This window comes from Mesorhizobium sp. 113-3-3 (assembly GCF_016756495.1).
Taxonomy (GTDB): Bacteria; Pseudomonadota; Alphaproteobacteria; order Rhizobiales; family Rhizobiaceae; genus Mesorhizobium.
In genome coordinates, this window is record NZ_AP023243.1 from 3,819,068 (window position 1) to 3,835,287 (window position 16,220).

At 66.3% G+C, this 16,220-nt stretch carries 6 protein-coding genes and 1 tRNA gene; 4 read left to right on the plus strand and 3 right to left on the minus strand.

Features of this window, described 5'->3' with window-relative positions; all coding sequences use genetic code 11:
* The first annotated feature begins 182 nt into the window (after positions 1-182).
* The 4 genes from JG746_RS18615 to JG746_RS18630 all read left to right on the plus strand — a co-directional run bounded on the left by JG746_RS18615 (position 183) and on the right by JG746_RS18630 (position 13,632).
* Positions 183-11,264, plus strand: a complete 11,082-nt coding sequence (locus JG746_RS18615; protein WP_202354134.1) for an autotransporter outer membrane beta-barrel domain-containing protein — start codon at positions 183-185, stop codon at positions 11,262-11,264.
* A 298-nt stretch (positions 11,265-11,562) separates the two neighbouring features.
* The gene (locus JG746_RS18620; RefSeq protein ID WP_202354135.1) at positions 11,563-12,792 is read left to right on the plus strand and encodes a pilus assembly protein TadG-related protein; all 1,230 of its coding nucleotides are present in this window, start codon (positions 11,563-11,565) and stop codon (positions 12,790-12,792) included.
* 5 nt (positions 12,793-12,797) lie between these two features.
* Complete coding sequence (locus tag JG746_RS18625) at positions 12,798-13,238, plus strand: TadE/TadG family type IV pilus assembly protein (protein ID WP_202354136.1); 441 nt, start codon at positions 12,798-12,800, stop codon at positions 13,236-13,238.
* Positions 13,228-13,632, plus strand: a complete 405-nt coding sequence (locus JG746_RS18630; protein ID WP_202354137.1) for a TadE/TadG family type IV pilus assembly protein — start codon at positions 13,228-13,230, stop codon at positions 13,630-13,632. The genes JG746_RS18625 and JG746_RS18630 overlap by 11 nt, the downstream gene beginning before the upstream one ends.
* A 31-nt stretch (positions 13,633-13,663) precedes the next feature.
* Here JG746_RS18630 and JG746_RS18635 read toward each other — a convergent pair whose 3' ends face one another.
* The 3 genes from JG746_RS18635 to JG746_RS18645 form a co-directional block, all read right to left on the minus strand.
* A complete protein-coding gene (locus JG746_RS18635) occupies positions 13,664-14,200 on the minus strand; it encodes a DnaJ domain-containing protein (protein ID WP_202354138.1) in 537 nt (178 codons plus the stop codon).
* A gap of 419 nt (positions 14,201-14,619) precedes the next feature.
* Positions 14,620-14,694 (minus strand) — tRNA-Glu (locus JG746_RS18640).
* Positions 14,695-14,956: 262 nt separating this feature from the next.
* On the minus strand, positions 14,957-16,210 hold the full coding sequence (locus JG746_RS18645; RefSeq protein WP_202354139.1) for a YcbK family protein: 1,254 nt from the start codon (positions 16,208-16,210) through the stop codon (positions 14,957-14,959).
* Between the last annotated feature and the right edge of the window lie 10 nt (positions 16,211-16,220).

Consider the following 16,220-nt stretch of genomic DNA (forward strand, 5'->3'; position numbering starts at 1 on the left):
GCTATTTACTCCAATAGCGCGTAAACGCTGGGTTTTGCTGTGGATCTGTGTGCTTGAACGGCAACACTGCACCCAATTTACATCATCTCTATTCTTAGGAGCGCCCATAGCCATCGCAATCTGCTAGGTTGCATTAGCAAGGGCAGATTCGCGCCGGGGGCGGTGCGGATCAGGGGGTGATGATGACTCGTGTTCGTTGGGACGTGGCCGAGTCTCGCCTTCTTTCAGGCTGGTTGAAGCAGAGATTTCTTGGCCTTTCAGGCTTTGCGGCGATAGCGGCCATTCTCATGGCGCTGACGCTGTTCGTCGGTTCGACGGGGCCTGCCGAAGCGACATGCACGGGGCCGAGTGGCGGCGTCGAGACCTGCGCGGGATCTGGAACACAGTCCGACATCAGCTACACCGCGCCTGGCGTCACGACGCTCAACATCAACACGCTGACGATTGACCCCAGCCGGATATCCCTGACCGGGTCAGGTGCGGCGCCATCTGCTCCCGGCGAGGCGCACTATACATGCAGCACCGGCATCGCGAGCGACTGCACAATCACGTTGGCGGTTCCCGCGAACGGCAGCAATCCGGCCCAGCCGGAAAAATGCGTGGTCAATTCCGGCGCTACGAGCGGTGCGACCTGCGTGGCGCCACCGCCGGTCGCTGCGGGCGGGCCTTCCGGCAATTCCGGTCCGACACTTGTTGTCAACTACAATCAGCCCACCGCCAACACCAACACGCCGAACAGCGGCGCGGTGATCGCGACCGGCAACATCGGTGTTCTCGGCGCCTCGAACGGCAGCCGTGGCGGCAATGGCAGCAATGGCTACGTCTTCTCCGACGGCGGTGACGGCGCCAACGGCGCCGATGGTGGCACCGTCACGGTCAATGTGGACGGGGCCGTCAAGACGAGCAACAACTGCGTCCTGCCAACGGCCTGTCCCAATGCGGGCATCGTGGCCAGCAGCGTCGGCGGAGACGGTGGCGATGGTGGCGACGCCAAGGGTATTTCGGGCGACGCCGGTGACGGCGGGCTGGGCGGCAGCGGCGGCTTCGCCACCGTCAACTTCAACAGCGGTAGTGTCGAAACGCTCGGCAATTATTCAGCGGGCATAGCAGCCATCAGCCAGGGCGGCCATGGCGGCAATGGCGGCGGCGGCGGCGGCCTGGTCTTCAATCCGGGCGGCGGCAGCCCGGCCGGCGCCGGCGGCAACGCCACTGTCTTTACCGGCGTCGGCACGACGATCACCACCCATGGCATCTACTCGCACGGCATAGCCGCGCAGTCGATCGGCGGCGGCGGCGGCGGCAGCGCCGGTGGTTTCGGACTGTTTTCGTCATCCGGCGGCGGCGGCGGCAATGGCGGCAACGGCGGCATCGTCCAGGTCACCAACAATGCCAACATCACCACCTGGGGCAACAATTCACAGGGTATACTCGCCCAGACGATCGGCGGTGGCGGCGGCGACGGCGGCTCGAACTTCGGTCTGTTCGCCTCGGGCGGCAGCGGCAGCCTCGGCGGCAATGGCGGCCCTGCCAATGTCGTGACGGTCGGCGTCACCAATTCCGGCGCGATCGTCACCCATGGCCAGGAATCCAACGGCATCCTGGCGCAGTCGATTGGTGGCGGCGGCGGCAATGGCGGCAATTCCGGCGGTCTCGTGTCGCTTGGCGGCGACGGCGCCTCGACCACCAATGGCGGCATCGTCGAGGTGACGAACACATCAGCCGGTTCCATCAGCACCGACGGCAAGCAGTCCGCCGGCATTTTCGCCCAGTCGGTCGGTGGCGGCGGCGGCAATGGCGGCACTTCCGGCGGCCTGTTCTCGGCCGGCGGCAAGGGCGGCGCCGGCGGCAATGGCGCGCGGGTGACGGTGATCAATGCCGGCGATATCGAAACCGGAAAAAATGGTGCCGGCTCGGTCAATTCCGCCGGCATTTTCGCACAATCGGTCGGCGGCGGCGGCGGCAATGGCGGTGGTGCTTTCTCCGGCGGCATCGGCTTCAGCGTGGCGATTGGCGGCGCCGGCGGGAGTGGCGGCACGTCCGGCGCGGTAGAGGTGCTGCGCGACGCCAACGATACAGCCTATTCGATCATCACCCATGGCGACCAGTCGGATGCCGTTTTCGCGCAATCGATCGGCGGTGGCGGCGGCAATGGCGGATTTTCGGTTTCGGGCGCGGTCGGCGTGCTTGCGCTCGCCATGGGCGGGGCCGCCGGCAATGCCAGCGACGGCAACATCGTGACGGTGGAGACCGCCGGCTCGCTGACCACTTACGGCCAGGGATCGCGCGGCATCTTCGCGCAGTCGATCGGCGGCACGGGCGGCAATGGCGGCGCGGCAATCGCGGTGGCGGTCAACGCCACAGGGACATTCGCGGCGGCGATCGGCATTGGCGGCAATGGCGGCGCCGGCGGTGCATCGAAATTGGTGACCGTGTCGAGCCTCAGCGATATCTCGACGGCCGGTAACAATGCCGGCGGCATCGTTGCCCAATCGGTCGGCGGCGGCGGCGGCAATGGCGGCTATGCGATCGGCGGCGCCATCGGCGGCGCGGTCGGTATTGCCGTCAATATCGGCGGCAAGGGCGCCGGCGGTGGCGCCGGTGCGGACGTCATTGTCGGCAGTTCCGGCTCGATCCATACCAAAGGCAACAATTCGACCGGCATCCTGGCACAGTCGGTCGGCGGCGGCGGCGGCAATGGCGGCTTCACCATCTCTGCAGCTCTTGGCGGCGGCGCGGCGAGCGTCGGCCTCGGCGGCGCGGGTGCCGACGGCAGCAATGCCGGCAACGTCACCGTCAATGCCGACGGCGCCGGCCATACGGTCGCCACCGCCTATGCGGGCACCTGGAACCTTGTTACCGAAGGCAAGAACGCGGTCGGCATCCAGGCCGAAAGCATCGGTGGCGGCGGCGGCAATGGCGGCTTCTCCGGCAGCCTCGCGGCGGGCGGGCTTGTCGGTGTCGGCGTCAGCCTCGGCGGCACGGGCGGGGGCGGCGGCGACGCCGGAACGGCGACCGTCAACAATGGCAAGAAGGTCGGCAACACCCTCACCCAGAACAACATATTGACGATAGAGGACAATTCGACCGGCATCCTGGCGCAGTCGATCGGCGGCGGCGGCGGCAATGGCGGCTTTGCCGTGACGCTCAGCGTCTCCGGTTCGTATGAAGGCGCCGGTGGCGCGGCCGCGGTCTCGGTCGGCGGCAGCGGCGCCACCGGTGGCGTCGGCAAGGACGTTTTCGTCACCAGCTACGGCAATATCGCCACCTACGGCAAACAGTCCGACGGCATCATGGCGCAGTCGATCGGCGGTGGCGGCGGCAATGGCGGCTTCAGCGTCGCCGGCACGTTCACGACCGGCGCGCTGGGTGCTTCGGTGGCAGTCGGCGGCAGTGGCGGCAGCGGCCAGAGCGCCGGCGCGGTGACGGTGACCTCGACCGGCAACATCCAGACGCATGGCGACCAGTCGATCGGCATCATGGCGCAGTCGGTTGGCGGTGGCGGCGGCAATGGCGGCTTCGCCGGCGCCGGTGCGATCACGCTGCAGGGTGTCAGCGCCGCGGTCGGGCTTGGCGGCAGTGGCGCCGGTGGCGGCAGCGCGAAAACCGTCCGCGTCACCTCGACCGGCGACATCACCACCTATGGCGACCAGGCGATCGGCATTCTGGCGCAGTCGGTCGGCGGCGGCGGCGGCAATGGCGGCTCGACCGTTTCGCTGGCGCTTGCCAAGGATGCCGGTATCGGCGTGGCGCTGGGCGGCAAGGGCGGCGCGGCCGGCGACGGCCTTGATGTCACCGTCATCGCGACGGGCAACATTTCGACGGGCGCCGGCTTCATATCGGGCGGCGTTCGCGGCACGGGTGCGGCCGGCATCCTGGCGCAATCGGTCGGCGGCGGCGGTGGCAATGGCGGCTTTGCCGGCACGCTTGGCGGCGGCAAGTCGATCGCCGTCGGCGTGGCGTTTGGCGGCAGCGGCGCGGGCGGCGGCAGCGCCGACATCGTCAAGGTCACCTCGACCGGCAACATCGCGACCAATTTCGACAATTCGTCCGGCATCATCGCGCAGTCGATTGGCGGCGGCGGCGGCAATGGCGGCTTCAGCGTCGCGGTCTCGGGCGCACTGGGCGACCCTGATGCCGCAACGGCCTCGGTCGCGATCGGCGGCAAGGGCGGTGTCGGCGGCGTCGGCAAGGACGTGACGGTTACGAGCACCGGTACGATCACGACGACCGGCAAATTCTCCAACGGCATATTGGCGCAGTCGATCGGCGGCGGCGGCGGCAATGGCGGCTTCGCCGTCGCCGGCTCGGCCACGACGGGCAATGCCGGCATCGGCGTCGGTGTCGGCGGCACGGGCGCCACCGGCTCGACATCAGGCAAGGTGATCGTCAACAGCTACAGCCTCGTCGGCGCGAACGGCCAGCCAGTGCTGCAGGCGCCAGCCTCGAACATCGTGTCGATCTGGACCCAGGGTGACAATTCATCCGGCATTTTCGCGCAGTCGGTCGGCGGCGGCGGCGGCTCGGGCGGTTTCGCGGGCAGCCTCGGCGTCGGGCTCGGCGGCGGCGGGCTGGGCGTCAGCATCGGCGGCGGCGCCGGATCCGGCTCGACCGCCGAAACGGTCACCGTCACCAGCTACAACAACATCCTGACCGGCGGCAAAGATTCCTTCGGCATCATGGCGCAATCGGTCGGCGGCGGCGGCGGCAATGGCGGTTTTGCCATTGCGCTGGCCGGTAGCAAGGACATGGCGGCCAGCGTCGCGGTCGGCGGCTCCGGCTCGAGCGGCGGCGACGCCGCGGTCGTCACCGTCACCAGCCACGGCAACATCGAGACCGACGGCGACGGCTCGCATGCGATCTTCGCGCAATCGGTCGGCGGCGGCGGCGGCAATGGCGGCGGCGCGATAGCCGGCACGCTGACGGGCGAGGGCACGGGCAGTCTGGCCGTCGGTGTCGGCGGCTCGGGCGACAATGGCGGCAACGCCAAATCGGTCACAGTCACCTCGACCGGCAATCTCAGGACCGAAGGTTTGAAGGCCGACGGCATCCTGGCGCAGTCGATCGGCGGCGGCGGCGGCAATGGCGGCTTCTCCGGTGCGCTGGCGATCACCACGGGAGCCGGCGCGATCGGCGTCGGTGTCGGCGGGTCCGGCAAGGGCGGCGGCAACGCCGACACGGTCACCGTGACCTCGACCGGCAACATCGTCACTCTCAAGAACGGTTCGAACGGAATATTGGCGCAATCGGTCGGCGGCGGCGGCGGCAATGGCGGCGCGGCGGTCACCATCGCCGGCGCCGGGCAGAAAGCGGCCGCGGCGGTATCGGTTGGCGGCAGCGGCGCCAAGGGCGGCACCTCCCAACTCGTCACGGTCAACAACATCGGCACGATCAACACGACCGGTGACAAGGCCAACGGCATCCTCGCCCAGTCGATCGGCGGCGGTGGCGGCACCGGCGGCTTCGCCATCTCCGGCGAGATGGTCGTCGACGGCGCCGGTGGCGCCGCCGTCAGCGTCGGCGGCAATGGCGGCACCGGCCAGGATGGCGGCCGCGTCATCGTCAACAGCAATGTCGGTACGACGCTCGCCGGCAACAATGCGACCATCCACACCGTTGGCGGGGATTCGAATGGCATCTTCGCGCAATCGGTCGGCGGCGGCGGTGGCGATGGCGGCTTCTCAGGTGCTGTTTCGGTCACTGGCCAAAATGCCAAGGCCGCGATCGGCGTCTCCGTCGGCGGCTCCGGGGCCGGCTCCGGCGACGGCAAGGCAGTCAACGTCACCTCGGTCGACAACATCCTGACCCAAGGCAACGGCGCCAACGGCATTCTCGCGCAATCGGTCGGCGGCGGTGGCGGCAATGGCGGCTTCTCCTTTGCCGCGACAATCAAGGGCTCGCTCGGCAAGAACCCGAGCAAGAATGGCGCGGTCTCGGTATCGCTCGGTGGCGGCGCCGGATCCGGCGGCGATGCCGAGAAGGTCACGGTCGATTCCACCGGCATCATCCAAACCGGCGGCAACAAGGCTTTCGGTGTCCTGGCGCAGTCGATCGGCGGCGGCGGTGGCACCGGCGGGCTTAGCGTGGCGGCAGCGCTCAACCTCGGTGAGGGCGGCAACCAGATCACCGCGGCTGTCGGCGGCGAGGGCGGTGGCGGCGGCACGGGCGGCGAAGTGCTGCTGACGCGCCACGGCTCGACCATCACCACCGGCGATCAGTCCATCGGCCTGTTCGCGCAATCGGTCGGCGGCAGCGGCGGCAATGGCGGCATGGCGATATCAGGCGTCATTGCCGGCACCGATGCAAAAACCCTGTCGGCCAGCGTCGGCGGCTTCGGCGGCGCCGGCACCAACAGCAGCAAGGTGACGGTCGACAACACCGGCGCCATTTCGACCTACGGGGTCGAATCGCACGCCATCCAGGCGCAGTCGATCGGCGGCGGCGGCGGCAATGGCGGCATGGCGGTGTCGGCCGTGATCGGCTCGCTCGGCACGGGGACCAATTTCAATGCCGGCGTGACTGTCGGCGGCTTCGGCGGAGACGCCGGCTTTGCCGGCGACGTCTTCGTGACCAATCACGGTCTCTTGCAGACCGGCTTGCTTGCGGCCGGCCAGACCACGACCAATGGCGATGGCGCCTACGGCATCTTCGCGCAGTCGGTCGGCGGCGGCGGCGGCTCCGGCGGCAACGCCATCACCGGCGTGCTTGGCCTCAAAGGCAACAATGCGGGCACGCAGGTCAATGTCAGTGTCGCCGTTGGTGGCTCGGGCGGCAACGGCAATACGGGCGGCAACGTCACCATCAGGCAGTATGGCGGCATCGAAACCAACGGCATGGGCGCCTTCGGCATCCTGGCGCAATCGATCGGCGGCGGCGGCGGCACAGGCGGCCGCGCCAACTCGATCTCGCTGCAGCTTGGCGCAAAATGCACACTTCCAAAGGTCTGTGAGCCGGCCGGCGGCAAGCCGAACTGGAACCTGCAGGCAACCGTCGGCGGCGCCGGCGGCACCGGCAATGACGCCATGACCGTCGATGTCGGCAATTATGATTTCATCACCACGCATGGCGACAAGTCGTCCGGCATCGTCGCGCAGTCGATCGGCGGCGGCGGCGGCATCGGCGGCGATGCCTATGTGGGGACGGGCGGCCTGCTGGCGATACCTTACGTGCCAGTCGATCCGACGCTGCTCCTGAAGCCGCTCGGCACCAGCAGCCTGACCAGGTCGGGCACGGTCGCCATTGGCGGCAACGGTGCCGGTGGCGGCAATGGCGGTACCGTCATCGTTGCCAATGAAGGCGTGATCACGACTCACGGCACCAAGTCGGACGGCATCCACGCCCAGTCGATCGGGGGCGGCGGCGGCGATGGCGGCGACGGCGAGGCCGGCGCGCTCGGCACGGTTGGCATCGGCGGCAAAGGCAAGGCCGCGGGCAATGGCGGCTCGGTCACCGTGACCAACGGCAAGGCCGATCTCAGCCAGGCCGGCACGGCCATCATCCAGACCTTCGGCACGGGGACACTTCCGGCGGATGTCCCCCCGAACACCAAACCGGAGGAGGGCTTTTCGGCCGGCATCTTCGCCCAATCGGTGGGCGGTGGCGGCGGCACCGGCGGCGGCGCCGGCGGTCTGCTGTCGCTCGGCGGCTCTGGCAAAGCCGGTGGTATCGGCGGCCACGTCGAGGTCAACAATTACGGCGGCATTCTCACCCACGCCGATGATTCCGTTGGAATTTTCGCCCAGTCGATCGGCGGCGGCGGAGGTGCCGGCGGTTCGCTCGGCATCAGCGCGATCGCTGTCGGCGGCGCCGGCGGGGCAAGTGGTAACGGTGGCCAGGTGGATGTCGTCAACAGTGCGATGATCGAGACGCATGGCATCGATTCCTACGCGATCCAGGCGCAGTCGGTGGGCGGCGGCGGCGGTTCGGGCGGCGGCAAGAATGGCGGTATAACCGGCTCGATCCCGGCCCTGATCTCGATCGGCGGCGCCGGCGGCTCGTCCGGTATCGGCGGCATCGTCAACGTCACCAACAACAACAGCCTGCACACCTATGGCGCCGGCGCCGACGGCATCAATGCCCAGTCGATCGGCGGCGGCGGCGGTTCCGGCGGCCGCGCGATCGGCTTTATCGCCGTTGGCGGCAAGGGCGGCGATGTCGGCAACGGCACCATGGCCGGCAGCAACGGCGGGGGCGGCGCGGTCACCGTCAACAATAGCGCCAATGGCACGATCACCGTCGAAGGCGTCGGCGCGCATGGCATCTTCGCGCAGTCGGTCGGTGCCGGCGGCGGCTCGGGCGGTGGCGCCTTCGGCGTCAGCATCGTGCCTGTCGCGATCGGCGTCGGCGGCGGCGGCGGCAGTTCGGGCGATGGCGGCGTCGTCACCGTCAACAACCATGGCGACATCACGACGGTGTCGGCCTCGTCGGTCGCGATCTTCGCCGAATCCATCGGCGGCGGCGGCGGCACGGGCGCCATGAGCGTGGCGGCAAGCCCGGCGCCTGGCGCCTTCACCTTCGGCATCGGCGGCGATGGCGGCGCCAATGGCAAGGGCGGCAACGTCAATGTCACGAATTTCAGCGACGGCATCATCCACACAAAGGGCTTCGGCTCGACCGGCATCATGGCGCAGTCGGTGGGCGGCGGCGGTGGCGCCGGCGGTGCGTCCTATTCCGTATCGGGCGGCCCGCCCGGACTTGCCATCGCGCTCGGCGGCAAGGGTGCCGCCGGCGGCGACGGCGGCTTCGTCACCGTCATCAACAATGGCGCCATGCAGCTCGACGGCGACAATTCCGTCGCGATCTTCGCGCAATCGGTGGGCGGCGGCGGCGGCTCGGGCGGCACCGCGATCGCCGCGGCGATCGGCGTGCCGGTGTTCATCGGCGGCGACACCGGCGCGACCGGCAAGGGCGGCGACGTCACCGTCACCAATACGGGACAGATCAGGCTCACCGGCAACGGCTCGGTCGGCATCTTCGCGCAGTCCGTCGGCGGTGGCGGCGGCGTGGTGACGGCGGGCACCGACGGCATCGTCCAGGCCGTCGCCGGCGGCAGCGGCAATGGCGGCGTCGTGACCATCAACAGCAATGTCGCCATGCTCATCACGGGCGACAATTCGGTCGGCGTGTTCGGCCAGAGCATCGGCGGCGGCGGCGGCGTCGGCGGCTTTTCCGGCAACTATCTCGGCCTCGACCAGGCGCCGGCCACAAGCAGCATGATGATGGCCATGGCCCCGCAAGGCTTCATGGGCAGTGCCGGCGGCGGCGGCACCGGCGGCGCCATCACCTTCACACAGACGGCCGATCTCGCGGTCATAGGCAAGAACTCCTTCGCGCTGATGGAGCAGAGCGCCGGCGGCACCGGCGACATATCGGACAATGGCGACATCAACGTCACCATCGCCAAGGACGTGACGATCACCGGCGGCTCGGGTGCCGGCGGCGGCATCAGCTACAAGGACGGCAAGAACAATGTGCTGACCAACAACGGCACGGTCCGTTCGGTGTCGCTGATCGACGGCTATGCCATGCGCGGCGGCGTCGGCAACGAGACGTTCGACAACAAGTTCCTGACAGTCGGCTCGATGGATCTCGGCGCCGGTCTCAACATCTTCAACAACAAGACCAGCGCCGTCTACCTGATGGGCGACACCGTCTATCTCGACCTGCCGGGCCAGTTCAACAATGACGGTTTTGCTGCTCCCGGCGGGCTCGACCGGGTGATGACAACCGACGTCACCGGCAACTGGTCGCAATCGCTTGGTGGCGTCTATCTGCTGGACCTGGACCTCGATCCGGAGGCGGACCGCATCAATGTGAGCGGGACGGCCGACGTCAATGGCCTGGTCAGCATCAACATCATGAACCCGGGCGCGGCCTCGCCCGGCAACGAGGACTACATCATCCTGCACGCGCTGGGCGGTGTCACCGACAATGGGCTGAAGCTCGATACGATCCCGAGCGCGGTGGCGCAGTATTCGCTCAAATATCCGAACCCGGAGGATATCGTCCTCAATGTCGACATCAATTTCGCCCGTACCGGCCTGACCGAGAACCAGACGGCGGTGGGTTCAGCGATCAACGCCATCCAGACCGATCTGACGTCGCCGAACTTCACCCAGATCGCCAATGCGATCTTCTATATCCCGACGCTCGATCAGCTTGGCGCCGTCTATGACGCGATCTCGGGCGAGGGCGTCAGCGGCTTCCAGCAGCCGGAGTTCGACGCCAACAGCACCTTCCTGGCGCAGATGAACCGGCAGTCCGACGCCTGGCGCATGGGCCTCACGACGGACCCGATGAGCCAGTCGCTGAAGCCGTCGGAGGCGGCCTATGCCGAACCGCCCGGCAAAGCCAATCCGTTCGATTCCTTGACCAAGGCGCCCAACGAGCAGCGCTGGAGTTACTGGGCGACGGCGGGCGGTAATTCGGGTGCAGTTACCGGTGATCCGGTGGTCGGCAGCGCGGCCCTTGGTTACAAGTCCGGCAACTTCGCCGTCGGCCTGGACTCGCAGGGCGATCCCGATGTCCTGATGGGCTTCGCGCTGGGTGGCGTCGCCGGATCCTTCGCCGTGCCCGACCGTGAAACCTCCGGCAACATCATTGGCGGCCATGCCGGCGCCTATGGCGCGCGCAAATGGGGCCAGTTCTATATCAACGGCTCGCTGGCGATGGATCTCTACAGCAACACCATCGACCGCTTCACCTCGGTGCCTGGCGCGCCCAATCCGCTCAATCCGGTGCCGGCAATCACCAGGGAACACTGGACCGGTGATTTCATGAGCGCCGGCTTCGGCACCAGTCTCGAGGCCGGCTGGCGGCAGCCTTTCGGCGCCGGCGCCATCACGCCGTTCGCCGGGCTGCAATTCCAGGCTCTGGCGATGCAGGCCTTCTCGGAGAAGTCGGCCAGCGACGGAGCGCTGGGCCTCGACTTCGACAGCCGCACGGTCATCTCGCTGCCGGTCTCGCTCGGCCTGCAACTCGACACGACGATGGCGATCGGCGAGAGCAGGACGCTGCAGGCCTGGGGCCGCGCCGCCTGGCTGCATGAGTTCAGGCCGGACCGCTCGGTGGAGCCCACCTTCCAGGCGGCACCTGGCTATGCCTTCGTCGTTCAAGGGGCAGGGGCGGCCGAGGACGCGATCACCGTCAACGCCGGCGTCAAGCTGAACTGGAGCGCCAACACATCGGTCTTCGCCACCTTCGACGGCAAGTTCGCCGATAGGGCGCAGACCTATGGCGGCAATGTCGGGTTCAGGCTGAACTGGTAGGCGAGGGCACGATCGCTCGCCTGTTCAATACCGGCGACCTTACCGCCGGCAGGCAACTCCGAGGCATCGATGCTTGCCTCCGCCGCCGGGCTGCGTGATCACCGGCCCTTGGCGCGCAATCGCGCGCCAGGGGCGGGCAGACCATGCTCGGCATACCGGCGGGGCGGGAGTTGTCGAGATGCCTGCTTGCGGAGGTCGGCCAACAGCTGGCCATTTGAAAGCCAATCGAAGCCGTCATCAAAAATGAACGGAACTTTTTAGCCGTTCCTTCATATATGCATGCTTTCTAATTTAAGCTATGGCTTTCAATCGCTTCACCCGAATTCGGCTCGTCGCGACCGGTATACGCCGGAGCACAAGGGCGAATGTTGCCACCATCTTCGCCCTCAGCCTACCGATCGTCGTCGGCGCAGCCGGCTTCGGTGTGGAAACCTCCTACTGGTACTACAACAGCCTGAGACTGCAGGCGACGGCCGATGCCGCGGCCTATGCCGGCGCGCTTGAACAGATCTCGGGTTCCGACAAGCCGACGATCGTCGCGGCCGCGACGCAGTCGGCAGCGACGAACGGGCTGGGCTCCGGCACGATCACCGTCAACACGCCGCCGGCGTCCGGGCCGAATACGGCGAAGAAAGCGGTCGAGGTCATCGTCGGCCAGAACCTCAACAGGATGTTCACCTCGATCTTCACCCAAGGCCAGGTGCCCGAGCAGGCGAGGGCGGTGGCTCTAATCATCAACGCTTCGAAGGCCTGCGTGCTCGCGCTCGACCCATCCGCCTCGCAGGCGGCGCTGTTTTCCGGCAACACCAGCGTCAAGATCATTGGCTGCTCGGTCATGGCCAATTCGATCGCATCGGATGCCATCAAGCTCCAGGGCTCGGCGGCCCTCCAGGCCGATTGCCTGATATCGGGGGGCGGTGTTTCTCTCAGCAATCCCGTTACGACCGTCTGCGCGGCCCCGATAACCCAGGCGCTGCCTGCCGCCGATCCATTTGCCGACCTGCCGGCCCCGGCCGCTTCGAACCCGTGCCAGAACGCCAACAAGTCGACGTTGAAGCCCGGCACCTACTGCAGCGGGCTCAGCCTCAGCGGCACCGTCACGCTGCAGCCCGGCGTCTATGTCATCCAGAGTGGCGATTTCAAGGTGAATGCGAACGCCAATGTCTCAGGTGACGGCGTCACGATTTACCTCGCCGGCGGCTCGCGCGTCTCGATGAATGGCAACGCCACCGTGTCCCTGAGCGCGCCGACGTCCGGCATCTATTCCGGCGTGCTGATGTATGGCGACAGAACGAGCACCGGCGGACAGAGCACCTTCAACGGCACGGCGGATTCGCTGCTGACGGGCGCGCTGTATTTCCCCAAGCAGCAGGTCAATTATCTCGGCAATTTCTCCGGCAAGAACGGGTGCACCCAGGTCGTTGCAGATCTGATCCAGTGGTCCGGCAGCTCAAACATCAGCCAGGATTGCACGAGCCTGGGAATGCGCGACATTCCGGCGACGCAGTCCGTCGCGCTGGTCGAGTAGCCTCCGTGAAACGTCGATCAAAGCGAATCCTTGGCGACGCTTCAGGTGTTGCCGCGGTCGAGTTCGCGATGGTGCTGCCGTTCCTGTGCGCGGCGCTGCTCGGTATCATCGACGGCTGGTCCTATGTGACGAGCTCGCTGTCGATGCGCGCCGGGGTGAAGACCGCCGCGAACCTGATCATGGAAGGATCGGCCAATGACACGGCGACGCAGGCCGTTGCCATTTCGAGCTGGGAGAAACGGCCGGCGGATGGCCAGGTCACGCTAAGCCGGATCTATATGTGCGGGACGACGGTGGTCGACGCCTCCACTCTATGCAGCGGGCCAAAGGTGCCGTCGGTCTATGTTCAGATCCAGGCATCCGCTACCTGGACGCCGCCCTTCACCTTCGGCGTCTTTTCCGCTTCCAGCGTCATCGGCCATCTGGAGGTGATCCGTGTTCGCTAGGGCAGGCATCTTCAGGCAGGATCGATCGGGCGGGGCCGGGTTGGAGTTCGCGCTGATCGCGCCGTTCCTGATCATATTGCTGTTCGGGATCTTCGCCTTGGGCTGGTCGATGCATTCGGTGTCCAGCGTTCGCTACACGCTTGAGACATCATCGCGCTCGCTGCAGCTTCAGAACACGCTGACCCAGGCGGACATCCAGTCGATCGCCACGCAGAAGTTGCAGGCATTGGGTCTGAAGGATGTGAACGTGACGATCGCCATCGACCCGGTGAGCGGCGGCTTCCGCATGGCGCATCTGACCGCCACCTATGCCTTCGTCGTCGATTTTCCTTACCTCAGCACCTTTCCGATCAACTACGCCACGACCGTTACCGTGCCGCTGGTCGGCGGTTAGGCAATCGGACGCTGACCAGGGCTTGCGCGTTTCAGCCCGCATGGTCCAGCAGTCTTGTCGTGGTGTCACGGCGATGTTCGGAATTGGCGCGATCGATGCCTTCCACGGTGATCGCGAAGGTTCCGTTCTCGATCCTTCCAATCCAGCCCTTGGCCTTCAGATACCAGAGATGAAACTCAAGATGCTCTCGTGGACAGCCTGACAGACGTTCGATCTCTGTATCGCCGATGCCGGGATTGTTTACGTCCTGTCGGCGTTTGACGTAGAGCAACGAGAGCAATTTTGCCTGAATGGCCACATCACGTTTGATGGTTGTATTGCTGCTGGCATCCCCGATCAGCTCTGTGCGCAGGTTCAAATGCTCTTTGTGCTGAATGTCATACCGCGCGCGCTTGACCGGATCCTTGAGAACATTGTGGGCTTCCAGGATTTCGCTGAAGCGCGATTCATTGCCGGTGTCCTGATTGTCAGGATGGTAGCGCATGGCAAAATAGCGGAATACCCGTTCTATCGTTTCCGAGTTGGCGTTCGGGCTGATTTCCAGAAGTTCGTAGTAATCAACGAACAAGATGGCGCCCCCTCAACATCGCTATTGCGCATACCGTCGAGAGCATGACCGCTGACGGCAAGAAACCACCGTCCTCAACTTGCGGGGCGGATCGGCGCGAACTGGAGCTGGTCGAGGGAATCCGAGCGTGACATTGCAATCAGCCGCGCCGCGGCGAAGGCGGCCAGAATGATCAAAACAGCCGTGAGGTTAAGGAAGGCGGGTGATGCAAAAATGCTCCCGCTCGGATCATAGCAACTCAGTTCCATGGCGCTCTACCCCTTCAGCGACCTGATGGTTGGATAATGATCCGGCATTACGAGGAATACAAGCACTTGCTAATAAGATGGTTGACGCGGTTGCTCTGGGCTCAGCCAAGGGCGTCTGAGAGACGACTGAATATTCTGCAAATAGGGGATGGAGCTCAGCGCTCGAAAGCCTGGTACGCCCAAGGGGAATCGAACCCCTGTTACCGCCGTGAAAGGGCGGTGTCCTAACCGCTAGACGATGGGCGCGCTCAGACGAAGCGGCTTATACTGACGTTGTGCGCAACCGGCAACCCGTCAGGTGCCGCCTTGGACAACTTTTTTGCGGGGCTTTGGAATTAGGGGTTTCACCGCGACCGCATGGCTTGTGGAGACCCCCCATCGCTCCGCCCGTGGATGACGAAGTTGAGGACGCTTCGGCCAATCTCGAATGTTTGCGGATGTTCCACTGGAGCGATGTTGGCGGAACAATCCTGGCAGCCAACAGCCTTTGGCCCGTCAAATCGTGCCTTTAGCCGTCGCCACCGCCGCTGCGCCGGCGGCAGCGCCAGTTCCAGTCGCGCTCGGGGCCGACGTCGACATGGACCGATTCGGTGTGGCAATAGGTGCCGACGCCACCGCGGCCGGGCATGGTCCTGATGTAGTTCGCCAACTCCCATTTGGAGACGCCCGGCACCTGGATGTCGGCGGCGGCGCAATACATGTGCAGCGAGTTCTTGGCGCCGTTGGCGCGGCGGTTGCGGGCCGGGTCGCGGTAACCTGATGTGACCACCATCTTGCGGCCGTAATGGCCTTCGATCGTCTTCAGTACGCGCACCAGCGACGGCTTCAGGCAGGCGACGTCGACGGTTTCGTTCTGCTTCAGCAGGCCGTTGGGCGCGAGACGGGCCATGCCGGCGGCGGACGCAACCTGATAGCTGCCGCCGATCGGACCCTCGTCCTCATTGAGATCGACGTCGCTTTCGTCGTCGAGGCCGGATTTGCGCTTGATCTCGAACAGGGCGGTCTGGCGCACGCCGGGCAAGGCATCGCTGCCGGTGATGTGGCCGGCATCGTCGCCGGTCGAGGCCAATTGTATCGGCTTTGCCGTGGAGTCGGCCGAGGCCAAAGTGATGATCGGCTTTGCCGCCGCAGGCGCGGGCTTGGCCTGTGCGGCCGGCTGTTCGCCCGATCGCGTGTTGATCAGCGGAGCCGGTGTGGCCGAAGCGGGCGTGGCGCCGAACATCGAGGCCAGGAAGCCCCGTTTCTTCGGCGCGTCGGCTTGTGGCGGCTCACCCGCGGTCACATAGACCGGATTGTTCATCTCCGGCGCCGCGGCCGGCTTTGGCGTTGTCACCGCGGCATCGGCGGCGGCGATCTTCTGGGCGACCGCGTCGGTCTGCTGCGCCGTCTGGGTCGGCTGCTGCAAGGCCTGCGGCGTTTGTCCCGCGATCGTTTCAGCGCCGGCCGGCGTTGTCAGCGGAAAGGCGGCCTGCGGCTTGGCCACCGGCACGTAGGCGACTTTTTCGGGCAGCGCCGTATCACCTTCGCTCATCACGGTCGTTTGTGTGGCTGTTGTCTGCGATGTCGAATCGGCGGTGGCGACGGGCTTGCCGGTGGCGGCCGCGTTGATGTCCGAGGAAGAGGCGTTGTAGCCGGGCATTCCGACCGACATTGTCGGGTCGCCGGCCGATGTGCAGGAGGCCAGGAGCACGCAGAAGAGCGCTGCCAAGATGGCGCTGCGTTCTCCCTTTGCGAGGCTCCATCCTGCTGATTTCAAAGTCAAATTCCCCCTC

Coding starts and splice junctions, on each gene's coding strand:
- JG746_RS18620 (WP_202354135.1), top strand. CDS start 11,563: ATGGCTTTCAATCGCTTCACCCGAATTCGGCTCGTCGCGACCGGTATA.
- JG746_RS18615 (WP_202354134.1), top strand. CDS start 183: ATGACTCGTGTTCGTTGGGACGTGGCCGAGTCTCGCCTTCTTTCAGGC.